The sequence below is a fragment of the Pseudoalteromonas sp. SWYJ118 genome (assembly GCF_015864505.1).
In the GTDB taxonomy this organism is placed as follows: Bacteria; Pseudomonadota; Gammaproteobacteria; order Enterobacterales; family Alteromonadaceae; genus Pseudoalteromonas; species Pseudoalteromonas arctica.
The window spans coordinates 54,652-77,760 of record NZ_JADYXC010000013.1; the positions used below are offsets into that span (position 1 = coordinate 54,652).

Annotated in this window: 19 protein-coding genes and 10 tRNA genes; 20 read left to right on the plus strand and 9 right to left on the minus strand. The window is 39.7% G+C overall.

Annotation, left to right across the window (positions count from 1 at the left end):
* Positions 1-154: 154 nt before the first annotated feature.
* The 10 genes from I6F48_RS13015 to I6F48_RS13060 all read left to right on the plus strand — a co-directional run bounded on the left by I6F48_RS13015 (position 155) and on the right by I6F48_RS13060 (position 1,402).
* Positions 155-231 (plus strand) — tRNA-Met (locus tag I6F48_RS13015).
* A 63-nt stretch (positions 232-294) separates the two neighbouring features.
* A tRNA-Leu gene (locus I6F48_RS13020) sits at positions 295-379 on the plus strand.
* Positions 380-418: 39 nt separating this feature from the next.
* Positions 419-493: transfer RNA gene (locus I6F48_RS13025), tRNA-Gln, on the plus strand.
* Positions 494-498: 5 nt separating this feature from the next.
* Positions 499-575: transfer RNA gene (locus I6F48_RS13030), tRNA-Met, on the plus strand.
* Between the two features lie 90 nt (positions 576-665).
* Positions 666-750: transfer RNA gene (locus I6F48_RS13035), tRNA-Leu, on the plus strand.
* 38 nt (positions 751-788) lie between these two features.
* A tRNA-Gln gene (locus I6F48_RS13040) sits at positions 789-863 on the plus strand.
* Between the two features lie 71 nt (positions 864-934).
* Positions 935-1,019, plus strand: a tRNA-Leu gene (locus I6F48_RS13045).
* A 38-nt stretch (positions 1,020-1,057) separates the two neighbouring features.
* Positions 1,058-1,132 (plus strand) — tRNA-Gln (locus I6F48_RS13050).
* 71 nt (positions 1,133-1,203) lie between these two features.
* A tRNA-Leu gene (locus I6F48_RS13055) sits at positions 1,204-1,288 on the plus strand.
* Positions 1,289-1,327: 39 nt separating this feature from the next.
* Positions 1,328-1,402, plus strand: a tRNA-Gln gene (locus I6F48_RS13060).
* A gap of 41 nt (positions 1,403-1,443) precedes the next feature.
* On the opposite strand, the gene I6F48_RS13065 is transcribed toward I6F48_RS13060, so the two are convergent.
* Both I6F48_RS13065 and I6F48_RS13070 read right to left on the minus strand, forming a co-directional pair.
* Positions 1,444-2,874, minus strand: a complete 1,431-nt coding sequence (locus I6F48_RS13065) for a putative bifunctional diguanylate cyclase/phosphodiesterase (protein ID WP_442960989.1) — start codon at positions 2,872-2,874, stop codon at positions 1,444-1,446.
* Between the two features lie 349 nt (positions 2,875-3,223).
* Positions 3,224-4,480, minus strand: coding sequence for an FAD-dependent monooxygenase (locus tag I6F48_RS13070; RefSeq protein ID WP_101216149.1), 1,257 nt, complete (start codon positions 4,478-4,480; stop codon positions 3,224-3,226).
* Between the two features lie 169 nt (positions 4,481-4,649).
* Here I6F48_RS13070 and miaB point away from each other — a divergent pair, with 169 nt between their 5' ends.
* The 5 genes from miaB to lnt are packed head-to-tail and all read left to right on the plus strand — an operon-like array spanning position 4,650 to position 10,123.
* A complete protein-coding gene (gene miaB, locus I6F48_RS13075; protein WP_165728902.1) occupies positions 4,650-6,098 on the plus strand; it encodes a tRNA (N6-isopentenyl adenosine(37)-C2)-methylthiotransferase MiaB in 1,449 nt (482 codons plus the stop codon).
* Positions 6,099-6,148: 50 nt separating this feature from the next.
* A complete protein-coding gene (locus I6F48_RS13080) occupies positions 6,149-7,207 on the plus strand; it encodes a PhoH family protein (RefSeq protein WP_165740996.1) in 1,059 nt (352 codons plus the stop codon).
* Positions 7,208-7,211: 4 nt separating this feature from the next.
* On the plus strand, positions 7,212-7,670 hold the full coding sequence (ybeY, locus tag I6F48_RS13085; RefSeq protein ID WP_197119583.1) for an rRNA maturation RNase YbeY: 459 nt from the start codon (positions 7,212-7,214) through the stop codon (positions 7,668-7,670).
* 22 nt (positions 7,671-7,692) lie between these two features.
* On the plus strand, positions 7,693-8,577 hold the full coding sequence (gene corC, locus I6F48_RS13090; protein ID WP_165728904.1) for a CNNM family magnesium/cobalt transport protein CorC: 885 nt from the start codon (positions 7,693-7,695) through the stop codon (positions 8,575-8,577).
* Positions 8,558-10,123, plus strand: a complete 1,566-nt coding sequence (lnt, locus tag I6F48_RS13095) for an apolipoprotein N-acyltransferase (RefSeq protein ID WP_197119584.1) — start codon at positions 8,558-8,560, stop codon at positions 10,121-10,123. The genes corC and lnt overlap by 20 nt, the downstream gene beginning before the upstream one ends.
* 23 nt (positions 10,124-10,146) lie before the next feature.
* On the opposite strand, the gene I6F48_RS13100 is transcribed toward lnt, so the two are convergent.
* The 3 genes from I6F48_RS13100 to I6F48_RS13110 form a co-directional block, all read right to left on the minus strand.
* On the minus strand, positions 10,147-10,896 hold the full coding sequence (locus I6F48_RS13100; protein ID WP_197119585.1) for a hypothetical protein: 750 nt from the start codon (positions 10,894-10,896) through the stop codon (positions 10,147-10,149).
* A complete protein-coding gene (locus tag I6F48_RS13105) occupies positions 10,889-12,001 on the minus strand; it encodes an AAA family ATPase (RefSeq protein WP_231615225.1) in 1,113 nt (370 codons plus the stop codon). Before I6F48_RS13105 ends, I6F48_RS13100 begins: the two co-directional genes overlap by 8 nt.
* 102 nt (positions 12,002-12,103) lie before the next feature.
* A complete protein-coding gene (locus I6F48_RS13110; RefSeq protein ID WP_197119587.1) occupies positions 12,104-13,087 on the minus strand; it encodes an RDD family protein in 984 nt (327 codons plus the stop codon).
* A gap of 157 nt (positions 13,088-13,244) precedes the next feature.
* Here I6F48_RS13110 and I6F48_RS13115 point away from each other — a divergent pair, with 157 nt between their 5' ends.
* Both I6F48_RS13115 and I6F48_RS13120 read left to right on the plus strand, forming a co-directional pair.
* On the plus strand, positions 13,245-14,027 hold the full coding sequence (locus I6F48_RS13115; protein ID WP_197119588.1) for a hypothetical protein: 783 nt from the start codon (positions 13,245-13,247) through the stop codon (positions 14,025-14,027).
* A gap of 67 nt (positions 14,028-14,094) precedes the next feature.
* Positions 14,095-14,619 (plus strand): CIA30 family protein, encoded by a 525-nt coding sequence (locus I6F48_RS13120; RefSeq protein ID WP_197119589.1) that lies wholly within the window; start codon positions 14,095-14,097, stop codon positions 14,617-14,619.
* 21 nt (positions 14,620-14,640) lie between these two features.
* Here I6F48_RS13120 and I6F48_RS13125 read toward each other — a convergent pair whose 3' ends face one another.
* The 4 genes from I6F48_RS13125 to I6F48_RS13140 all read right to left on the minus strand — a co-directional run bounded on the left by I6F48_RS13125 (position 14,641) and on the right by I6F48_RS13140 (position 18,774).
* Positions 14,641-15,177: a hypothetical protein gene (locus I6F48_RS13125; RefSeq protein ID WP_197119590.1), complete on the minus strand. Its 537-nt coding sequence runs from the start codon at positions 15,175-15,177 to the stop codon at positions 14,641-14,643.
* Positions 15,178-15,320: 143 nt separating this feature from the next.
* A complete protein-coding gene (locus tag I6F48_RS13130; protein ID WP_197119611.1) occupies positions 15,321-15,797 on the minus strand; it encodes an FKBP-type peptidyl-prolyl cis-trans isomerase in 477 nt (158 codons plus the stop codon).
* Between the two features lie 20 nt (positions 15,798-15,817).
* Entirely contained in the window at positions 15,818-18,238 is a 2,421-nt protein-coding gene (locus I6F48_RS13135) for a Lon protease family protein (protein WP_231611901.1), read from the minus strand.
* A 77-nt stretch (positions 18,239-18,315) separates the two neighbouring features.
* The gene (locus tag I6F48_RS13140; RefSeq protein WP_007585575.1) at positions 18,316-18,774 is read right to left on the minus strand and encodes a zinc ribbon-containing protein; all 459 of its coding nucleotides are present in this window, start codon (positions 18,772-18,774) and stop codon (positions 18,316-18,318) included.
* A gap of 196 nt (positions 18,775-18,970) precedes the next feature.
* Between I6F48_RS13140 and leuS the strand changes: the two genes are divergently transcribed.
* Genes leuS through holA form a run of 3 tightly spaced genes read left to right on the plus strand, consistent with a single transcriptional unit; the run spans position 18,971 to position 23,089 of the window.
* On the plus strand, positions 18,971-21,559 hold the full coding sequence (leuS, locus tag I6F48_RS13145; protein WP_197119592.1) for a leucine--tRNA ligase: 2,589 nt from the start codon (positions 18,971-18,973) through the stop codon (positions 21,557-21,559).
* 1 nt (position 21,560) lies between these two features.
* On the plus strand, positions 21,561-22,052 hold the full coding sequence (locus I6F48_RS13150; protein ID WP_010554703.1) for an LPS-assembly lipoprotein LptE: 492 nt from the start codon (positions 21,561-21,563) through the stop codon (positions 22,050-22,052).
* Positions 22,052-23,089 carry a DNA polymerase III subunit delta gene (gene holA, locus I6F48_RS13155; protein ID WP_197119593.1) on the plus strand — a complete coding sequence of 346 codons (1,038 nt, stop codon included), beginning with the start codon at positions 22,052-22,054 and terminating at the stop codon, positions 23,087-23,089. Before I6F48_RS13150 ends, holA begins: the two co-directional genes overlap by 1 nt.
* Positions 23,090-23,109 lie beyond the last annotated feature (20 nt).

Below are 23,109 nucleotides of genomic sequence, written 5' to 3' on the forward strand. Positions count from 1 at the left end.
AAACAGCATTTTTATTAAATTTTAGCCTGTTAGCTTAATTTTCCTGCAAACAAACACAGTTAAGTGTTTTTTTGCAAAAAAGGTGTTGACGAATTTGGGTCATATCAGCATAATACGCCCCGCACTCAGCGATGAAGTGCTAACAAAAAAAGATGGCTAAGTAGCTCAGCTGGTTAGAGCACATCACTCATAATGATGGGGTCACAGGTTCAAATCCCGTCTTAGCCACCATTATTTTTTTGTTGCTCAATGAAGAGTTTAAAATAACTACCTGTACTTTATTGTACAAACGATGCGGGAGTGGCGGAATTGGTAGACGCGCTGGATTTAGGTTCCAGTATCTTAGGATGTGAGAGTTCAAGTCTCTCCTTCCGCACCATAATTCTTGATAAGAATTAAAAGTATCAATTGTTATTGTTGGGATATCGCCAAGCGGTAAGGCACCAGGTTTTGATCCTGGCATTCCCAGGTTCAAATCCTGGTATCCCAGCCAACAATGGCTAAGTAGCTCAGCTGGTTAGAGCACATCACTCATAATGATGGGGTCACAGGTTCAAATCCCGTCTTAGCCACCATTTCTTCTTTTAGAAATGGCTCTGCAAGAGTTAAATTGCAGCTCAATGAAGAGTTTAAAATAACTACCTGTACTTTATTGTACAAACGATGCGGGAGTGGCGGAATTGGTAGACGCGCTGGATTTAGGTTCCAGTAACTTCGGTTGTGAGAGTTCAAGTCTCTCTTTCCGCACCATTTCTTGATAAGAAATAAAATTATCATTAATTCTTTGTTGGGATATCGCCAAGCGGTAAGGCACCAGGTTTTGATCCTGGCATTCCCAGGTTCAAATCCTGGTATCCCAGCCAACTTCTTCTACCAAGGAAAGTTGGATAAAAGAATTGCTCTAGCTTAGAGTTTAAATTGGCAAATTGTTGATGCGGGAGTGGCGGAATTGGTAGACGCGCTGGATTTAGGTTCCAGTAACTTCGGTTGTGAGAGTTCAAGTCTCTCTTTCCGCACCATGTTCTTATAAGAACTAAAATTATAAAGAATTCTTTGTTGGGATATCGCCAAGCGGTAAGGCACCAGGTTTTGATCCTGGCATTCCCAGGTTCAAATCCTGGTATCCCAGCCAACTTCTTCTACCAAGGAAAGTTGGATAAAAGAATTGCTCTAGCTTAGAGTTTAAATTAGCAACTTAGTAATGCGGGAGTGGCGGAATTGGTAGACGCGCTGGATTTAGGTTCCAGTAACTTAGGTTGTGAGAGTTCAAGTCTCTCCTTCCGCACCATGTTCTTATTAAGAACTAAAACTAATTCAAATTTATAGTTGGGATATCGCCAAGCGGTAAGGCACCAGGTTTTGATCCTGGCATTCCCAGGTTCAAATCCTGGTATCCCAGCCAATTTGACTCCCCTGTCTAAAACTTCTCAATACTCATTAAATTCAACTTACTTTTTCTGCACTTAAATAAACATTTATAAATTCATNACTTACTTTTTCTGCACTTAAATAAACATTTATAAATTCATCTATATCTATTGGTTTGCTATATAAATACCCTTGTAAATAATCACAGTTAAGACTCAACAACGCCTGTTCTACCTCTTTAGTTTCTATTCCTTCAGCAACTACATCGCAATTTAATCGACTCGCTAAAAACAATGTAGATTCTACAATGGCGTAATCAGGCGAGTTAGTAAGCATATCTTTGACAAACGACTGATCAATTTTTATTTGATTGATTGGCAGCTCTCTTAATAATGACAGTGACGAAAAGCCAGTGCCAAAGTCATCAACACTAAATTTAAACCCGCGCATACTCAACTGTTGCATCATTTTTCTAGCAGCCGGTATATTTGTCATCATTGCACCTTCTGTAATTTCAAAAATTAACGAGTCGCTTAATGTAGGGTCGGTTGCGAGTAAACTAATTATAAAATCGTAAAACTCGCTGCTTTCAATATCTTTCGTTGATAAATTGACATGTATAGTACCGGTGAAACCAAATAGCTTGAGCTTTCTAATATGATTAACGGCTTCTTGTACAACCCATTTCGATAAAGGAAAAATAAGCCCTGTACGCTCAGCTACGGTTATAAACTTTTCTGGACTAATAAAGCTACCATCATCTTGCGGCCATCGGATAAGCGCTTCTAGGCCATGTAATTGCAGATCTTTAGAGTCCATTATGGGTTGTAAATAAAGCTCAAACTCATCTTTATGTAATGCCACTTTAATTTTGGCTGATAAATCAAAAAAGTCCTCAGCTCGTTTACCTATTGCAGATGAGTAATTTACCAAAGGTTGAAATGTTTTTTTAGCTTCATGCAGTGCCAAGTCAGCTTTTTTTAATAGCTGATCGGGCAATCGGCTATCATCAGGAAAACGGCTTACGCCTATACTTAATTGTATTTTAACCATTTGCTCATTCGTACAAAACGGACTTTTGACGGCTGAGTTTATAATGTTTACACAATAATTCATGCTTTCATCTGTATCGGTATGCAATAAAAAAGCAAACTCATCGCCACCTATTCGATATAACTTAGCAATGCCGCATAATTCTTTATTTAGTTTATTGGCAAATGCAGCCAAGAGTTGGTCACCACACTGATGCCCAAACGCATCATTAATTTGTTTAAAGTTATTTAAGTCGATATAAAATAGTGAAAATGGGGAAGGATATTCAACTTGTTTACTTAAAGATTTAAAAAATTTATCGCGGTTAGGTAGAGTTGTTAAGTTATCGTGCTCAGTTTGATATTTTTGATACTGCGTTGCTTGCTCTATTTTAACAATACTTTTTAAGCTCAGTTTAATAACTAAAAAAACAAACCCACCACCGCCAAGTAACAACATAGCCACCATATTCATAACGACGGGTGCAATGTCGTGGTTTGAAAAATAATAGAGTATCCACCAATACCCTATAATAAAAAAAATAATAGCGCATAGCAGTACACTCCATGCTCTTTGCGATGTTTTTTTGCAAACTTTAACGGTTGTTTTTAAGCTAGCAACAAGCAGTAGCGCACCTAAAATAATTATTACTGTAAAAAAATTATCCACACACAGGCTCTTTAAAGTTATTAAATTGCGATTTAGTGATGTAACACCAGTTAAATTAAAACCGTGTTCAATATAGCCGAGTCACTATTTGCTGACTTAAAAACAGACATAAAAAAAGGCTCATAAATGAGCCTTTCTAATATCTACTTTAAATTTAGCCTAAATCACCACTAATTGCGTATTTTAAAACCCAGTTTTTTATTGGCCCCGTATTATTAGCCATTTTTAAAAACTGGCTGCGTGCCCATTTAAGTGGCGTAATTTGATTAGAAAACCCAAAGTAACACGCGTCCATCATGCTCATCATTAATAAATTAGCCCTGCGGCGAGCTCGCTCGTATTCTTTAAGTTTTAGTGGGCAACCTATATCTCCTGCTTCGTTTAAAACCTCAGCAAGTGCCACTACGTCCTGAAAACCTAAATTAACGCCCTGCCCTGCAAGGGGATTAATTGTATGTGCAGCGTCGCCCACTAAAACCAAGCGCCCTTGCGAATAATTATTAGCATGCTGGCGAGTAAGCGGAAATACTGCATGGGTTTGTACTTCAAAGTCTCCAGCAAGTTCTGGGAATTTATTCAGAATGTGCGTTTTTAACTGAGTTGGGCTTAGCCCTTTAAATGCTTGCAATGTATTTGCATCGTCGTACCAAATTAAATTAGCGTACGGTGCCTGCATTGGTAAAAATGCTAACGGCCCACTTGGTGTAAACTGTTGCCATGTTTTAATTTGTTGCGGTGCATCGAGTTTAATTAATACCCCCATGCAATGCTGTTGGTACTGCCAACCCGTAATACCAATATTAGCTTTAGCACGCAGCTGCGATTGCCCACCATCGGCGGCAATTACTAAATCAGCCGTATAGGTTTGATCACCATACACAAGCGTAATTAAATCATCCGTTTGCTCTATTTTAGTTACCGGCAATGACTGCTCAATAACCTCAATCTTATAATGCCCAAATTGCTGCCACAAACTTGCTTGAATTAAACTATTTTCAATCAAGTGGCCTAAATGTGTCGTGTTTATGTCGGCGCAATCAAATAATAAATTGTCACCACCGCGCTCAAAAGCCTCTAATTGTTGATAAGGTGCTATGCGGTTTTGCCTTAAAAGAGGCATTGCCCCTAATTCATCAAGTAAATTTTCTGAAAAACGATTAATGGCAGACACTCTAATATCCACCTTATCGCTACTAAGAATGTGCGATGGGTCTATTAGGTGTTTTTCAATTATGCGCACGCCAAAGCCTTGCTGAGCCAGCTTTATCGCCATAGCTGCGCCAACCATGCCCCCGCCAACCACTATCACATTATTTTTGGTCATGTTTTTCATCATTTTATTATTACTTGAGTCTGTTTTGATTGTATCAAAATTAATTTGTTTTATACCAGAGGATATCCCTAACAGCACATTAAACTCGTCCTGTATTGATTTGAGATCACAAACATGAAAACTATACTTGGATCTGGGCGGGTATCCAGCTAAAATACGCCTCCTTTAAGTGAGCATGCTTGCTCCTTAATCCTGTTTCTAGCACATTTTTGTGCCACTATCGAATTGAACACGAGGCAATATTTCAATGAGCAAAAAGCTGCATATTAAAACCTGGGGTTGTCAGATGAACGAATACGACTCTCAGAAAATGGCTGAACTTTTAGATGCCACCAATGGCTACCAGCTAACTGATGATGCAACAGATGCCGACGTAATCTTACTTAACACCTGTTCAATTCGTGAAAAAGCACAAGAAAAAGTATTTCACCAGTTAGGTCGTTGGAAGTTGTTAAAAGACGACAAGCCAGACTTAATAATTGGTGTAGGTGGTTGTGTTGCCTCACAAGAAGGTGACTCTATTCGCCAACGTGCACCATTTGTAGATGTTATTTTTGGCCCGCAAACATTGCACCGTTTACCAGAAATGATTAAACAAGTGCAAGGCAACAAAGGCTCATCGGTTGTTGATATTTCATTCCCAGAGATTGAAAAGTTTGACCGCCTGCCAGAGCCAAAAGCAGATGGGCCATCTGCATTTGTATCAATTATGGAAGGCTGTTCTAAGTACTGTACTTTTTGTGTTGTACCGTATACTCGCGGCGAAGAAGTTAGCCGCCCAGTAGATGACGTACTACTTGAAATTGCACAACTTGCAGAGCAAAACGTACGTGAAGTAAACCTACTTGGCCAAAACGTAAACGCATACCGCGGCGACACGCACGATGGCGAAATTTGTTACTTCTCAGATTTAATTCGTCTTATTGCAGCTATTGATGGTATTGACCGTATTCGTTACACCACATCGCACCCGGTAGAATTTACGCCTGATATCATCGACGTTTACGCCGATGTACCAGAGCTTGTAGATCACTTACATCTACCAGTACAAAGTGGTTCAGACCGTATATTAAACCTAATGAAACGTGGCCATACGGCAATTGAATACAAATCGACAATTCGTAAGTTACGTAAAATTCGTCCTAACTTAAGCATGTCGTCAGATTTCATTATTGGTTTCCCAGGCGAAAGCCAAGAAGACTTTGAAGCAACCATGAAGCTTATTAGCGACATTGGTTTTGATATGAGCTTTAGCTTTATTTACAGTGCACGCCCAGGTACGCCAGCGGCAGATTTGCCAGATGACGTAACAGAGCAAGAGAAAAAAGAACGCTTATACTTACTACAAAATCGTATTACACAAATGGCGCAGCAAATTAGCCGCCAAATGTTCGATACAGAGCAACGTATACTTGTTGAAGGTCCTTCTAAAAAGAACCCAATGGAATTACGTGGCCGTACCGAAAATAACCGTGTAGTAAATTTTGTTGGCCCACACACAGTGATCGGACAGTTTGTTGACGTACGTATTACCGAAGCACTACCTAATTCTTTACGTGGTGACTTAATTCGTACAGAATCAGAAATGAACTTACGACGTGAAATCGCGCCTTCAGCTATTTTAACTAAAGCTGCAGCTGCAGAGCCAAAACCAGACACTGTTAACGAAATTGGCGTAGCTACTTTCGTTCCTTAGTCACACTATTAGCGCCAGTTAACGCTGGCGCAGTACTATAGGAAGCAATTTTGAGTAATCAGTTAAAAACATTAGAGATTTATTTAGAACCTGCCGATAACAAACGCCTTTCTTCTTTATGTGGCCCGTTTGACGAAAACATCAAACAAATTGAACGCCATCTGGCTGTTGAAATAATTCACCGTGACAACTTTTTTAAAGTAACCGGTAAATTACACAACTGCGCCGGCGCTGTAGAAATCTTAAAAAACCTTTATGTTGATACTCAACCAGTTCGTGGTGTTTTAGGCGAAATAGAACCCGAAGCCGTTCATTTAGCTATTACCGAATCAAAAGCCCTAGAGCAAGACGCATCAAGCAGTGCTTACGGCAAAGATATGGTGATTAAAACACGCCGTGGTGTAATTAAACCACGTAACGATAACCAAGGTGTTTATGTGGCTAATATTTTACACCACGACATTACCTTTGGTATTGGCCCTGCTGGTACTGGTAAAACCTACCTTGCTGTTGCTGCCGCCGTTGACGCCCTTGAGCGCCAAGAAATACGCCGTATATTATTAACGCGTCCTGCTGTAGAAGCGGGCGAAAAGCTTGGCTTTTTACCTGGCGATTTAAGTCAAAAAATAGACCCATACCTGCGCCCTCTTTACGACGCGCTTTTTGAAATGCTAGGTTTTGAAAAAGTAGAAAAGCTCATCGAAAAAAACATCATTGAAGTCGCCCCGCTGGCTTACATGCGCGGACGTACTTTAAACGATGCCTTTATTATTTTAGATGAAAGCCAAAATACCACCGCCGAGCAAATGAAAATGTTTTTAACCCGCATAGGGTTTAACTCAAAAGCGGTTATTACAGGCGATATTACACAGGTTGATTTACCACGTGGTACACGCTCAGGCCTTCGCCATGCAATGGAAGTACTTGATGGCGTAAACGAAATTAGCTTTAACTACTTTAAAGCCCAAGACGTAGTACGCCACCCTGTTGTAGCACGCATTGTTGAAGCCTACGAGCGTAACGACGAAAGCGAGCGACTAAAGCGCATAGAAAAGCAAAATGCAAAAGACGCACTTGCCGCTCTTCAACAGCCTACTACTAAAGAGTAATACTTTGACAACCGAACTTGATTTACAAATAGCCTGTGAGTTTGACAACCTCCCAAGCGAAGAGCAATTTGCACTGTGGGCCGACAAAGCCCTTAGCCAATACCGTGATGAGTCAGAGCTCAGTATTGTTATTTGCGACGAAGCGCAATCGCAACAACTTAACAACGACTATCGCGGTAAAAATAAACCAACCAACGTACTGTCGTTCGAATTTGAAGCACCACCAGGAATAGATATTCCCTTGGTTGGTGATTTAATTATTTGCCCAGCCATTGTATTAGCTGAAGCAATTGAGCAAGAGAAGTCATTTCATGACCACTTTGCCCACATGGTTATTCACGGATGCTTGCATTTGCTTGGATTTGACCATATAAAGAGTGACGATGCTTTAGAGATGGAAAGCATAGAAAAGCAATTACTTGCAGAGCTGAACATAGCAGACCCATACCGGGACGATATTTAAATTAACGGAGCAATTAGACGCAATGAGCGACGGTAACTCGCAATCTAGCCAGGGTTCTTCTGGCAAAACGTGGTTGGGCAGAATAGCTCAAATGTTGCAAGGGGAACCCCAGAATAGAGAAGAGCTGGTCGAAGTTATTGCCGATGCGCAAGAACGAGACGTAATCGATCCAGAAACAAAAGAGATGATAGAAGGTGTGCTTGGCGTGTCTGAGCTTAAAGTGCGAGACATAATGGTTCCGCGCTCACAAATGATCACTCTTGAGATCGACAAGCCGCTTGAAGAGCTAATTCCAATGATGGTTGACTCAACTCACTCACGCTTTCCGGTGGTGATTGAAGATAAAGATCATGTAGAAGGTTTTTTGCTCGCTAAAGATTTATTGCCACTGATCTTAAATAAAGACGAGCACTTACCATCAATACGCGATTATTTACGCCCAGCAATGGTAGTACCTGAAAGCAAACGTGTTGATACACTGCTAAACGAATTTCGTCAGCAACGCTACCATATGGCTGTTGTTATTGACGAATACGGCGGCGTATCGGGCTTAGTAACGATTGAAGATATTCTTGAAATAATTGTTGGCGAAATCGAAGATGAGCACGACGAAGAAGAAGAACATCAAGATATTCGTCGACTTGCTAAACATGTTCACGTAGTGCAAGCACTCACACCTGTAGATGACTTTAACGAGCATTTTAAAACAGGTTACAGCACAGACGAAGCCGATACTATTGGTGGAACTGTACTGCACGCATTTGGCCACATGCCAAGCCGTGGTGAAACGATTGACATAGAAGGTTACCAATTTAAAGTAACCAACGCCGACAATCGTCGTATTTTGCAACTGCAAGTCACCGTTCCTAAGGATGATGATAACGACAGTGAAGAAACTGCTAACTAGACTTACCCTATTAGCAAAAGATAAAAAAGCATGGCTCGCACTGGTTGCGGGCCTTGTTTTAACTTTTGGCTATGCCCCCTTTGAAATTTGGCCCATTGTATTTATTAGCCTTGGTGCCATAATTTTTTGCATTAACCCTAATAATACCGGTAAAGCACACGCAAAAACCGCTGCTAAATATGGCTTTATATTTGGTCTAGGTTGGTTTGGTGCAGGTATAAGCTGGGTCCATGTTTCTATTGCCACCTTTGGCGGAATGCCGCTTATAGCGTCACTCTCATTAATGGCTTTTTTGTGCGCCTACTTAGCGTTATTTCCCGCACTTGCCTTTTGGGCAACCACACGCTTTGCCACTGGCCCTAAAAGCTTTGGTGCATTACTCATTGCTTGCTTTGCAATTAGTGAATATTTACGCGGAACAGTACTTACAGGTTTTCCGTGGCTAAGTTTTGGCTACACACAAACCGACGGCCCACTAAGACTGCTTGCCCCTTATATTGGCGAGTTTGGCTTAACCCTCGTGTGTATAGCAATTGGTTTTGCACTTTATCGCTTAACCCAAAAAGATTTTAAAACCCCTGTTGTTACGGCCACTGCTGTTGCGCTTATTTTTACAGGCGCAAATACCACAGGCAGTATTAATTACACAGATAAAAACATGTCGGTATTACTCGTTCAAGGGAACATACAACAACACCTGCGTTTTGAGCCAAGTGAGTTTTGGACCACCATGAGTAAATATCAAGACATGACACGCCCACATTGGGATGCCGACTTAATAGTTTGGCCCGAAGCCGCAGTGCCTGAAATAGAAATGCTTGCCGACTCGTACCTAGCTAACTTAGACAGTGCAGCGTCATTTAATAAAACCGCCCTTGTAACCGGTATTGTTGACTACCAACGCGATACTAAAAACATATTCAATACACTTATTGTGGTCGGTAATAAAGAACGCGACGACGAGCACGGGCATTACCATTACCTAGATAAAAACCGCTATCAAAAACACCAGCTATTACCCATTGGCGAATTTGTACCGTTTCAAGATTTACTGCGCCCTATTGCCCCGTTATTCGATTTACCTATGTCGTCGTTTACGCGTGGCGACAAAGTGCAAAACAACTTACGCGCCAATGGCTTTAACCTACTACCCGCTATTTGCTACGAAATTGTTTTTGCCGACTTAGTACGCGGTAATTACAAAAGCGACTCCGACCTACTCTTTACTGTAAGTAACGATGCCTGGTTTGGCGACTCCATTGGGCCTTTGCAACATATGCAAATAGCCCGTATGCGCGCGCTCGAACTACAACGCCCTCTAGTGCGTGTTACTAACAATGGTGTAAGCGCCGTATACGACCCTATAAGCCACACACAACAAACCATGCCTCAGTTTGAAGCTACTACATTAAAAGCCAACATTAAGCTTATAAAAGGCGACAGCGTGTACAGCCAATACGGCAATGTGTTTGTATGGGGATTTGTGTTGTTGCTGGGTGTTGTTGGGTTTGGGGCTAGGTTTAAAGTAAAAGACAAATCATTATAAAAAAGCTTCTTTTTTATAATGATTTAATCAAAATGTCCCATCAAACTTTTCCCATAATAATCATGTAGCATCAATGGGAAAGAGGATATTACTGCGACATTATTCTGCTCAAAATGCTTATCTTGTTGTTTGGAAAAAATCAAATCTTGCTTTAAAACAGACTCAGGTAACGTCAATGTGTCATTTACTAAAAAGTTTGCACGAGCCAAATGCTGCTTTATAATTTCAACCCATATTTGAGAGTCATATAGACCCCAATTATGATATTTTTTATCTAATTCACGTTCTTTTTTAACCCAGTTTTTATAGCTGTTTAGTTGACTCCTTGGATATAGTTCCTCTTGATAATCTGTATTTTTTTGATGTCTTATAGCTTCAACCATTGGGTAACTCACACATAATAATCCAAAGTCTTGCGGGTCATTAAATGTTTCAAGCATCTGTGCTAATTTTACATCATCAGCATTACTACAATGACAGTCATAGTCGAAAAATAAGTAAATATCACTTATTTTACTTGGATCATCTATGTCTAATACTTTAATTTCCTCAGGCCTTAAGTTCTCTCTAACTTTTAACTGTTCGACAATAATTCCATAAGTATCGAAATATTCATCTTTAGATATTTCTTTATGTAATTGGTATAAATTAAATCCGTAGGATGCACGAAGAATGACTTTATCATCTTCATTTAAAATATATTTACAAAGATTATTAGCAATATTTTGCTCTGTTACTTTTCCTTCAAAAATAAAGAGTACATAACTACTCATCAAAAGCTCCCGAACGGTACATTTTCTCTAAGTTATGAGCTTTTCTAATTTCTCTATCCGTTAGTTTATATAGTGGCTTCAAACTATTATCCTCCAAAACAAAGTAGCAATCGGGGCGTAAAATGCTATTAGACATTAAAGTACTATTATGCGTTGTTATGATAGTTTGGCACGAAGTGCTAGAAATAAGCTCGACAACTTGTCGTGACAGAGCGAAATGATAGTAAGCATCAAACTCATCTATGTAAGCAAAAGAAATGTCTCCCGATGTTAATTTAAGAAACCAATAATAAAAATTACCTAATGATATTGTGCCTGTTGAAGCTGCTTGAGAAAATTCAATACTTCGATTACCAAAGTCAAACTCAATTATTTCTTCACCTTTAGAGCCTGATTTTTTTAGTTTACATTCTACACCTGATTTATTTAGGAAACGCTCAAAATCATTAAGCTTACCTAGCTCTATTATTGCTTGTGATACACGTTGAGGAGTCACAGGTTGCCCATAAAACTCTTGTGATTTAGTAAGCGTTCTAAAGAAAACCATGCCATCAACAAACGTAATGAATTTTTCAAATATTAAGTTAATTGAATTTGAAGCTAGAAGAGCATTTGATTTTAGGAATTTTACAGGTGAAATGTTTTTACCCGTAAAGTCATTTTTTAAAGTTTCAGAGCCAATAAGGTGAAAGTCTGCAAATGGCGAACTTCTTCGATCAAATGATACAACTTCATTACCGTCGATGATTAGTTTTTCAAAAATAGTGAGGTCACACTTTTCTTTCCCATACTGATATATAACCTGTTTATTCTCTATTTCAAACTCATAAGTAAACTCTGCAAGTTCCTCTTTTGAGCTCGCATTTAGGTAATTCAGCTTCAACCCACTACTGGGGCTATTGTCAGTTAAATGATTAGTAATATCGAGCAGAGCAAGACCTAAATTTGACTTACCTCCGCCATTAACACCGTATATGACCCCATGCTCTACGATATCATTTTTAATAGCATGATTATTAAACTCGTAAGAGCGATTACTTCTAAGATCTATCTCAAATTGTTCTTTAAAATTTCGAAAGTTTTTTACTGTTAGTTTTACGAGCATATTGAACATCCCATCTACTTGCCTAAGTGAACTATAACATACGCAATTATTTGCCGTAAAAAAAATACGGCTCTACTGACAAAAAGTATAATTCTAAATTACTCATAAATACTCTATATGATTCAAGTTACCTTTAATAACCACTGTCGCTGATATTTTATCTTGAATAGCTTGTCTGTTTGGGTCCCAATATATCTGTAAAAACCCTAATAAGCCCGTTGCAAAGCCTGCGCCGTAGCCGCCGTAGCGACCAAAACAATCTAATAATCCTAATGGCTCACCGCTTAAGGCAACCACACGAATATTACATACCTTTTTACCCGGTGTTTGGCCGCGCCAAAGTAACGAGAACAACGTAAAGTAAACTGCAGCCCAGCCAAAACCTAAGCCCAAGTCTTGAATAATGCCTTTGCTCCACTGCAAAATACTATTTGTGCTTGTTTGTGCAGGTTTTTCTTCTATTAACTGTGCAGGCTTTATTTCGTTATTTTCACTGAGTACTAATAGTTGTAAAAGTACGGTAGCAAGTTGTGGGCTTTGTAGGTCGTCCATTTCTGCTAATTTGGGAACTTGCCCTATTAAATTATCAAGCGCGCTTTGTTGGCAAGGTTGCTCACAGCTGTCATCGGCTGTTTGCGCTAAATAAGTATTTACGCGTTGTTTTTCTGTGGCGGTAAGCTGTATTTCATCTTGTATTTTTACGCCCTGAACAGCTAAAGCTTGATCAGCGTTATCGCCTTCTAGGTAATCTATGCCAATTGAAAGCACAGTAAGTGCGCTTACAAATAAAAAACTTGCTGCAAAAATTTTTAGGGTTCTTCGCCAAAACGACGACATTTTAGGTAAGTACTGTTGCGCCGTACCTTTATAAAAAGCCATTGCAGCGACAAATGCTATTAAAGCCGCGCTGAGTTTGGCGGCTAAAAATATAAGTGCAACATCAATTATTATCGCTAATGCACGCCTACTTGGTGTAGCCAAAGGCAAGCCTAGTAAAGCACTGTCAATTTTAAAAGCGTAGGGTGTAATAACTTCTCGGGTTTCAGAATTTGATAATTCTAATTGTTCTATCTCTTTGGCTTTCATTTATATTCTTGTTATTAAAATAGGTAACCCGGTTAACTTACGCGTTTTTTATTTTTTGCTCAAGGTAAAGTAAATAAACTGATAACAACCCCTAACTATATGTGAACTAAATGCATTTTATTAACTCATAACATAGCTATTACGTTGAGGAATAAGTGTGAATAAAGGGAATGCATGGCCGTGGGCTATATCGTTATGTATACATGCTGTATTGCTGTACTTATTACTTTCGCAAAAAATAAAGGTTGAAGAGCCTCAAACAAAAAAAGATATCGTAATAAACGCTTATGTAATGGTTAACTTGTCAACACTGCCTAAGTTAAGCACCGTTAACACCACCACTAACGCACCGATCGTTGAGCCTACAAAGTTAGAGGTAAAAAAAGCACCTGAACTAGCTTCAGAACCTGTAAGCATTAATAAAGTATCTACAACTCAAACACAGACTATTAAAGCACCCAAACAACGTGACGAAAAACCAGTTGAGGTAGCAGAATCTACTATTACAAATAAACCTCAACCCACTCCCCAAACTATTGATACAAACACGCAGACGTTTAAAAAACTTAACCCGTATGCGCCTATTTATGGCGCGCCTATAAATAACTTAACACGTAAAAAAATGGTCACCTTTGGCGAAGCTGACAACTCAGATAGTACTGATGATGCAATAGCTGCCACGCCCACAATTAAATCACCGGTTAAATCATCGGTTAAATCATCGGTTAAATCACAAAAATCGGAAGTTATTAGCCAAAATACAATAGGCACACGACGATTAGAAAAATTTAACGGTAAATGCTATTTAATTGATACTTCAACCGTATTTGGTAGTAATGGCATGCCTCAAGGTAGCGGTAAACCCTGCCCTGAGGATAAAACTGATAAAGAAATTATGTTTGAAAAAATCATGAAAAAATGGAGCCGTAAAAATAATTAGCTTTAAATAAGTGAACAAATAATATGTTTATCCGTATTGATAAACTTAAAGTACTTAGGAGTAAGCCATGACCACCAAACAACTATCATCACTTTTTGTATTTAATTTATTAGTTGTAAGTGCACAAGCTAATGCAAACCAGCGCTGGTACGTTGTTAACGACTCAGTAATGGGTGGGGTATCAAATAGCCAAGTAAACCAAACTGCTAAAAGTTTAATATTTGAAGGCAATGTTTCGCTTGATAATAACGGCGGTTTTGCATCAATACGTACAGAGCTAAATACACAAAGCCAAAATATTAAAGCTATAGCGCTGCGTGTTAAGGGTGACGGGCAAACTTATCAGCTCAGGCTCAGAACAACTAATTCTCTTGATGGCGCAGCGTACACTCATTCATTTAAAACAGTAAAAAATGAATGGGTAGATATAAACTTTGCTCCAAGTGATTTTACTTTAACGTATCGCGGTCGCATGCTTGAGCAACAACCAACTATTGATTTTGATGATATTAAACAACTAGGCTTTATGATTGCAGGCAAGCAAGAAGGTAAGTTTAAACTTGAAGTGAGTAAAATTGAGTTTAAAAGCTAGCCCACCAACATGTTGGTGGCGCTAAATAGTATAGTCGTCGCCCCGTCTCTTCATTTCACTAATAACCAACTCAACCATTTGTTGCTTTACTGCCGCTTGCTCTGATTTCAACTCTCCAAGTTGCAGCTCTAGCATGTCTATTTGCTCTTGTTGTTGCGTATTTTTATATTTTTTAGAGCCTAGGTGCTCTGCATCTAAAGTTAAATTGGCATCACTTTTATTTATCTCATTGGCGCTGCTATCGATGGTTAAACTTCGCTGTGCTGGGCTTTGTTTAAGTTTGTTAATTTGTTCTTGCAGCGCAATAACTCGCCCAGTGAAGTGCTTGTATACTTTTTCGAGGTTTTTATATTGATTGCTAAACGTAGCGTTATCTTCACTGTATTCTTGCGCTTTAGTATCTAGAAACTTAGATAACACATATTTTGGCTCTTCCTCATTCTCTTCCCCGCTCTTTTCTTCACTCGCTTTTTCAACAGGTAGTTTATCTGATTGCGCTAAAGGTTGAGTATTAGAGCTGTTTACTTGGTATGGAATGGGAGTCGGTGAAATCTTCATTATTTTATCCCTAAAATAGCTCTGTAACTATTATAGGTATCGACCTCGTATTAAAATCCTTGAGTAAATTTTATTGTTAGCTAAAAGCAAAAAGCCCCACTTTATTAAAGTAGGGCTTTAGCAATTAATTACTTTGAATTAAATTACGACTCAATTACCAGTAACTCTACTTCAAAAATAAGTACTGAGGCAGGAGGAATACTCCCTACCCGTTTTTCGCCGTACGCTAATTGATGCGGTACGTATAACGTGTATTTGTCGCCTGGGCTCATCAGTTGTAAGCCTTCAGTCCAGCCTTTAATAACTTGGTGCAAACCAAAGCTAATCGGTGTTTTACGCTCTACTGAGCTGTCAAACACAGTGCCGTCGATTAGTGTGCCGTGGTAATGCACGTTAACCATACTTTTTGGGGTTGGTGTGTTTTCACTATCGCTTTTATGGATTACTTTATACTGTAGGCCAGATGCGGTTTCGACCACGCCCTCTACTTTTGCGTTAGCCGCTAAGTAATCTGCCCCTATTTGTGCATTTATGCCTGCTTGTTGTTTTGCTTTTTTACTATTTTGAAATATTAAAAAACAAAAAATGGCGATAACTACCGCCAAAATTATATTGATCATCATTAACCTTTTTCGTTGTTTTACTTTTCGTTATCTGGCTCTTCGTCTTTTTCGTCGTCATCATCGCCATTAACTATATCGGCAATTTCTTTAAGACGAGCAAGCGCAATGCCATTTACTGAGTTTTCTGGATACTGGTCATCAATAATATCGCCAGCTTCTATATCCATTAACAAGTTAAGCGCTTGGTCTACGGTTTCTACTGCATAAATATTAAATTTACCCGCTTCAACCGCATTAAGTATTTCGTCATCAAGCACTAAGTTAACTTGGTTAGATTTAGGAATGATAACGCCTTGCGAACCTGTTAAACCACGCATTTTACATAGTTTAAAAAAGCCTTCTATTTTTTCGTTTACGCCACCAATGGCTTGTACATCGCCGTGTTGGTTAATAGAGCCTGTAAGCGCAATAGATTGGCTAATAGGTAGGCTTGTAATAGACGAAATAAGCGCACACAACTCTGCTAAAGATGCGCTATCGCCATCTATGTAACCATAGCTTTGCTCAATAGCAATATTAGCGCTAAGCGTTAGGCTAAAGTGCTGCGCATATTTATTACCAAGGTAGCCGGTAAGTAGCATAACGCCTTTTGAGTGAATTGCTTTACCAAGTTCGGCTTCGCGCTCTACATCTATTACGCCATCGGCGCCGGCATAAACGGTTGCGGTAATACGTGCTGGTGTACCAAACGAGGTATCGCCAATGTGTAATACGGTTAAGCCATTTACTTTACCAATGGCTTGGCCGTCGGTTGCAATAAGTGTGTGACCTTCTTTTATGTCACTGAGCATATTTTCGCTAATTTGGCCGGTACGGTATTGCTTACCTTCAATGGCTTCGTCAATATGGTGCGCGTCAATAACGGTTAATTTATCTTGTTTTGCGTAGTAACTCGCTTCTGCAATAAGCTCAAGTACATCAGCAAAACGCGCTGACAATTTATTTTGATGCTCTGCTTGGCGGTAACTAAATTTAAGTAAACGCACCATAGCAGCCTGCGTTGCAGTGCACTTTAATGTTTGCTCACAATACTCGGTTACTTTAGTAATAAACTGGTATTGCAATTTGTCGCTACTTGGCAAGTAGTAATCAAAGTCGGCTAATACTCTAAATAGCTCTGCAAATTCTTCGTCGTATTCACCTATGGTGTAGTACAACTCACGCGAACCTAATAAAATAATTTTAACATCAAGCGGTATAAGCTGCGGGCGAAGTGTAAAGCTCGTCCCTACTGTGCTGTCTTGGTACGGTAAATCGTTTTTAATTTGGTGTGTTTTTAACGCGAGCTTTAAACCATCCCACACTTGTGGGTTTGCCATGATTTTTTCAGCGTCCATAATTAAATAGCCGCCATTAGCACGGTGCAATGCACCTGCCTGAATTGAGCGATAACAAGTAATTAAAGAGCCTTGCGATGTTGAGTACTCAATTTTGCCAAATATATTGCCAAACGTTGGGTTAGGCTCGTACACAACCGGTGCTGCGTCGTCTTCTTTAAACTCAACTAAAATGTTAGGTGCAAAAAAGTCGGTAAGCATGCCTTTGCGGTCAAAGTCTTCTTTGCTTTCTTCACTTTCATCTTCGTCATCTAGCCATTCAAGTACCGCGTCTATAATTTCGACGCGAATATCTTTTAAATAACGCAGTACGCCAATATGAGTTGCGTATTTATGTTCTAAGTCTTTTAAAAGTGGTTTAGTGGCTTGCTCTGCTGTCGACTTTTTAAGGTTGCGTTGTTTTTCTTTTGATTCGCGTTTCCAACGTGGCAGCTCTATTAACGCTTCTATTAATGCATCTTCTAGCTTTTCAATTTTTTCAAAAAACTCTTCACGTAACGTTTCTTCAAGTTCGCCAAATTCGCTGTCGCTTAATTGTTTACCATCTACAAGTGGTGCAAACCCGACTGAATTTTTTTCTTCTACTAATGCAACGCTTTGCTCAAATGCTGCAATTTCTACTGCGGTAATAGCACTGTCGTAGGCGTCGTTAAATTCACGGTCGATTGATTTTTTCTTACGCTGATACGCTGGGTTATCAAATGCAGCAGGAAAAGTGTCGAGCACTTCATCTAAAAATGAATCTATGTCGTCACTAAGTTGCTTGCTTTGCCCTGGTTGCATAAACAATGCAATGGGCTCTCTGTGATCATCATAATTATTTACGTATAACCATTCGTTTGGCGTTGAGCGGTCTTTTGCGTGTTGCTTAAGTTTATCTTTAACAAGCGTAAAACGCCCGTGAGCGGCCTCGCCCATTACATAAACGTTGTAACCCGGCAGTTCCATCCCTAATGAAAAATCTAAAGCACTTTGGGCGCGTTGTTGGCCTATAAACGTAAGTTGCTCTGGGTATGGATTGCTCATGCACGTGTTTACGTGATTAGTAGATATACTAGGTGCGAGCTTTGAAACAGATAGTGGCAGCAATTTTTTCGTCATTCTAACTTCTTTTTTTACCAGCATATTCGCTGGCCTTTGGGCGTATTAAGTGGCCCGCAGCCACTTAATACTTATATTTAAGGGTGCAGTGCCTTACGACTAAAATAGATTCCATCACATTCAATACACGGTGTAATTTGTGTAGCGTGATAAACATCGTAACTATGGGTGCAATTCTTACATACTAATGTGCCCATGGCTATCCATTCGCCTGCGTGATACACACCATTGTGCTTAAAATCTTGACTTAAAGATTGCCACTCAAGCTGGGTTTTATCTTCTATATGCGAAAGTTCAAACCAAAGAGACTCTTTAAGCTCTTGCCATGCAAGCGAATTATAGTGTGATTCGTTCTCTACTATATGTTCAATATCATTCTTTAAATAGCTTTTATAGAGCTCATATCTTTCTTGACTTAAATCTTTAAGCGCCTGCTCAGATTCAACAAACCCAGAAACCACATCTTTTAAACCATGCTCTTTCACATCTTTTATCCAATGGGTAAAACTGCTAAGCCATGTTTTGTAATCAGTCATTTTTTACTCCTTCAAAATTGCTGTTAAATCAGTCTGTAACTTATGTCTTTAGCTAACCACACTATAAAAAAGCAGGTTAACCCGCACTGAAAGTTACAATTTAATAAAAGCATGTTTTTGACGCTGTGAATAGTGTTTTATTTGGGGTATCCTAACGGCAATTTTTTATTAGTTTGCAAGAAGTCTGGAACCATAGATGCAAGAGCAATATAACCCGCAAGATATAGAGTCAAAAGTACAAAGCTACTGGGAAGAAAACCAGGTATTTAAAGTCACTGAAGATGAGAGCAAAGAAAAGTATTACTGCCTTTCTATGTTCCCTTATCCGAGTGGTCGACTGCATATGGGTCATGTACGTAACTACACCATTGGTGATGTTGTTTCTCGTTTCCAGCGCCTGCAAGGCAAAAACGTAATGCAACCTATGGGTTGGGATGCGTTTGGTTTACCTGCAGAAAACGCTGCTATTAAAAACAAAACAGCACCCGCTAAGTGGACTTACGAAAATATTGATTACATGCGTACCCAACTTAAGCAATTAGGTTTTGGTTATGACTGGGATCGCGAAATTGCGACGTGTCATCCAGAGTACTACAAGTGGGAGCAGTGGTTTTTCACTAAGCTTTACGAAAAAGGCCTAGTGTATAAAAAAATGTCTACAGTTAACTGGGATCCAGTGGATCAAACAGTACTCGCTAACGAGCAAGTTATTGACGGTCGCGGTTGGCGTTCAGGCGCTGTAGTTGAGCAAAAAGAAATTCCACAGTGGTTTATTAAAATTACCGACTACGCACAAGAGCTACTTGACGATTTAGACAAGTTAGAAGATTGGCCAGAGCAAGTTAAAACAATGCAGCGTAACTGGATTGGCCGCTCTGAAGGGTGTGATATTGAATTTAAACGCACCGATAACGACGAAACATTTAGCGTATACACAACACGTCCAGATACCTTTATGGGTGTTACGTATGTTGCTGTTGCCGGTGGTCACCCTATTGCACAAGAAGCCGCTAAAAATAGCGATGCTATTGCAATGTTTGTTGAAGAATGCAAAAACACCAAAGTTGCCGAAGCAGACATGGCAACAATGGAGAAAAAAGGCATAGCAACAGGCTTTTACGCCACTCACCCATTAACGGGCGAGCAAGTACCAATATGGGTCGCTAACTTTGTGTTAATGCATTATGGCTCAGGCGCTGTAATGGCAGTACCTGCACACGACCAACGTGATTTTGAGTTTGCAACGGCGTACGGCCTAGATATAAAACAAGTTATTGCACCTGCTGAGGGTTCAGACCTTGAAGTAAACCTAAAAGAAGAAGCGTTTACTGATAAAGGCGTACTTGTAAATTCGGGTGAATTTAACGGTCTTGATTTTGAAGCAGGTTTTAAAGCCATTGCCGACAAATTAGAAGCACTAGGCGTTGGTGAGCGTAAAGTAAACTTCCGCCTGCGTGACTGGGGTGTGAGCCGTCAGCGTTATTGGGGTTCGCCAATTCCAATGCTTAGCGATGAAGATGGTAAAGAACTTGCTGCAACAGAAGATATGCTACCAGTTCGCTTACCAGAAGATGTGGTAATGAACGGTGTAACGTCACCGCTTAAAGCAGACCCAGAGTGGGCTAAAACAACAGTAAATGGCGCACCTGCGTTTCACGAAACTGATACGTTTGACACTTTTATGGAATCGTCTTGGTACTACGCACGTTACTGTAGCCCACGCTACGACGAAGGCATGCTAGATCCTGCGGCTGCTAACTACTGGTTACCAGTAAACCAATACATTGGTGGTATTGAGCATGCAATTTTACACTTATTGTACTCGCGCTTTTTCCATAAATTATTACGTGACTTTGGTTTAGTAAATTCAGACGAGCCGTTTGACCGCTTACTTTGTCAAGGTATGGTACTTGCTGAAACATTTTATCGTAAAGATGAAAAAGGCGGCGATATTTGGATTTCGCCAACTGATGTAAACACCGAAACCGATGACAAAGGCCGCGTTACTAAAGCATGGCATAAAGAAGATGGTGAGCCGGTATTCTCATCAGGCATGAGCAAAATGTCTAAGTCTAAAAACAACGGGATAGACCCACAACATGTAATTGCCCAGTATGGTGCAGATACAGTGCGTTTATTCATGATGTTTACAGCACCACCAGAGCAAACGCTTGAATGGTCAGACTCGGGCGTTGAAGGCGCACATCGTTTCTTAAAACGTGTATGGAAATACGCGGTAGACGTTAAAACAGTGGGTTACCAAGCACTTGATAAATCAGCGCTAACTAACCCGCAAAAAGTACTTCGCCGTGACTTACACAAAGCAATTGATAAAGTGACTGATGATGTTGAACGTCGTCAAACCTTTAACACCGCTATTGCAGCTATTATGGAGCTTTCTAATAAGTTATTAAAAGCACCATTAAACGACAAACAAGATGTAGCCATTGCTAATGAAGCACTTGAAGCATTAATTATTATGCTTGCACCCATTACTCCGCATTTATCGCATGAGCTTTGGAAAGAGCTTGGTAAAGAAGGCGAGATTTTAGATGCAGTATGGCCAAAAGTTGACGAGTCGGCTCTTGTTGAAGATGAAAAACTAATCATCGTGCAAGTAAATGGTAAGCTTCGCGCTAAGTTAACTGTTGCAGCTGGTGCAACTCAAGAGCAAGTAGAAGCCCTTGCGTTTGCTGAATCTAACGTCACTAAATTTACTGATGGCGCAACTATTCGTAAAGTTATTTACGTACCAGGCAAACTACTTAACGTGGTAGCTAACTAATATGGCTGCATTTAACGCCATTAAAAATGGACTAGCCTTAGTGCTAGTCTGTTTTTTGTTATCAAGCTGTGGCTTTCATTTAAAAAAAGCCTCTAGCTTGCCTGATAACTTAAAACAGCTAACACTTGTAGGCGATGACGAAAAGTCGACTTTATTCACTGAGCTTAAAAAAGAGCTTAAAGCGAGTAACGTAGAGTTAGTATCGTCAGCTAAAGATAAAGCCCAATTGTATTTACGCAAAGAAAGCATTGAACGCCAAACACTTTCGCTGTTTCAAAACGGCCAAGTTGCTGAATATGAGCTCGCTTATGGCGTATCGTATGTGGTTAAACGACCAGGCGAAAAAGCGATAGAAAAACGTTTTGAGCTTTACCGTAATTACCAAGACGATCCGGATCATGCATTAGCAAAAGCAAAAGAGCTTGAGCTACTCATTAGCGAAATTCGTGAGCAAGCCAGTCGTCGTATTGTTAGAGAGCTGTCGCAACTATAATGCGCTGCTACGCTAATCAACTACCGAGTGAACTAAATAAAGGGCTAAAGCCCTTTTATTTAGTGTTTGGGGAAGAGCCTTTTCAAGAAGCGCAATGCGTACAGCAAATTCGTGACGTTGCTAAGCAACAAGGGTTTGATGAGGTAATTAAGTTTACTTTAATGCAAGGATTCGATTGGCAAGAAATTATATCTCAATACCAAAGCATGTCGCTGTTTAGTGCGCGCACTATTATTGAGCTTGATTTAAACCAACAAAAGCCAGGCGTTATTGGCAGCAACACCTTTAAAAAAGTAGTTGAGCTGGTTAATCCCGATACTATTTTAATTGTTAAAGGCGCTAAAGCCAGCCAAGAAGTACAACGTGGTGCATGGTTTAAAGCCCTTGATAAACTAGGCGTATTTGTTCCTTGTTACCCGCTTACAGGCACGCATGTAAAACGATGGCTTGACGATCAATGCCAACGTTTATCGCTCAATGTACAAAACGACGCCAAAGTAAGCTTAATTAATGCCACTGAAGGTAACTTATTAGCGTGTTTTCAGGAGCTTGAAAAACTCTCACTACTGCACGGCAATGCTTTAATTACTCAGCAATTAGTAATGCAAGGGCTTTTAAATCAAGCCAAGTTTGATATTTTTGATTTAAGTGATGCACTATTAAATGGTCACGCTAAACAAGCTATAAAAGTATTAAACAAACTTGCGAGCGACAACACAGAAGTGGTGAGTATTTTGTGGGCTATAACCAAAGAGCTTAATACACTAATAAGTGTGCAACTTGGTTTACTAAATGGCGAATCTATCGCTAATTTATTTAAACAAAAGGCTATTTGGAAAAACCAACAAGGCCCAGTTCAAAATGCTATTAACCGGTTAAACATGCACACACTAGAACAAATAAATAGTGATGTAGCGTTGTTTGATGCCAGTTACAAGCAAGGTAAGTTAATAGCACCTTACCAAGCGCTTGCACATATTTGCATTAAATTTTGCCAGCCGCTTAACATTCCTATGCCGTGCCACACGGCTAATTAATAAATAGCTAATGGGTGTTA

What these genes read in the sequence shown, in the direction of transcription:
- corC (WP_165728904.1), top strand. Translation starts at nt 7,693, where the DNA reads ATGAGCGACGGTAACTCGCAATCTAGCCAGGGTTCTTCTGGCAAAACG.
- leuS (WP_197119592.1), top strand. Translation starts at nt 18,971, where the DNA reads ATGCAAGAGCAATATAACCCGCAAGATATAGAGTCAAAAGTACAAAGC.
- I6F48_RS13135 (WP_231611901.1), bottom strand. Translation starts at nt 18,238, where the DNA reads ATGACGAAAAAATTGCTGCCACTATCTGTTTCAAAGCTCGCACCTAGT.
- I6F48_RS13110 (WP_197119587.1), bottom strand. Translation starts at nt 13,087, where the DNA reads ATGAAAGCCAAAGAGATAGAACAATTAGAATTATCAAATTCTGAAACC.
- holA (WP_197119593.1), top strand. Translation starts at nt 22,052, where the DNA reads ATGCGCTGCTACGCTAATCAACTACCGAGTGAACTAAATAAAGGGCTA.
- I6F48_RS13120 (WP_197119589.1), top strand. Translation starts at nt 14,095, where the DNA reads ATGACCACCAAACAACTATCATCACTTTTTGTATTTAATTTATTAGTT.
- I6F48_RS13130 (WP_197119611.1), bottom strand. Translation starts at nt 15,797, where the DNA reads ATGATCAATATAATTTTGGCGGTAGTTATCGCCATTTTTTGTTTTTTA.
- I6F48_RS13150 (WP_010554703.1), top strand. Translation starts at nt 21,561, where the DNA reads ATGGCTGCATTTAACGCCATTAAAAATGGACTAGCCTTAGTGCTAGTC.
- I6F48_RS13140 (WP_007585575.1), bottom strand. Translation starts at nt 18,774, where the DNA reads ATGACTGATTACAAAACATGGCTTAGCAGTTTTACCCATTGGATAAAA.
- miaB (WP_165728902.1), top strand. Translation starts at nt 4,650, where the DNA reads ATGAGCAAAAAGCTGCATATTAAAACCTGGGGTTGTCAGATGAACGAA.
- I6F48_RS13125 (WP_197119590.1), bottom strand. Translation starts at nt 15,177, where the DNA reads ATGAAGATTTCACCGACTCCCATTCCATACCAAGTAAACAGCTCTAAT.
- I6F48_RS13100 (WP_197119585.1), bottom strand. Translation starts at nt 10,896, where the DNA reads ATGAGTAGTTATGTACTCTTTATTTTTGAAGGAAAAGTAACAGAGCAA.
- I6F48_RS13105 (WP_231615225.1), bottom strand. Translation starts at nt 12,001, where the DNA reads ATGCTCGTAAAACTAACAGTAAAAAACTTTCGAAATTTTAAAGAACAA.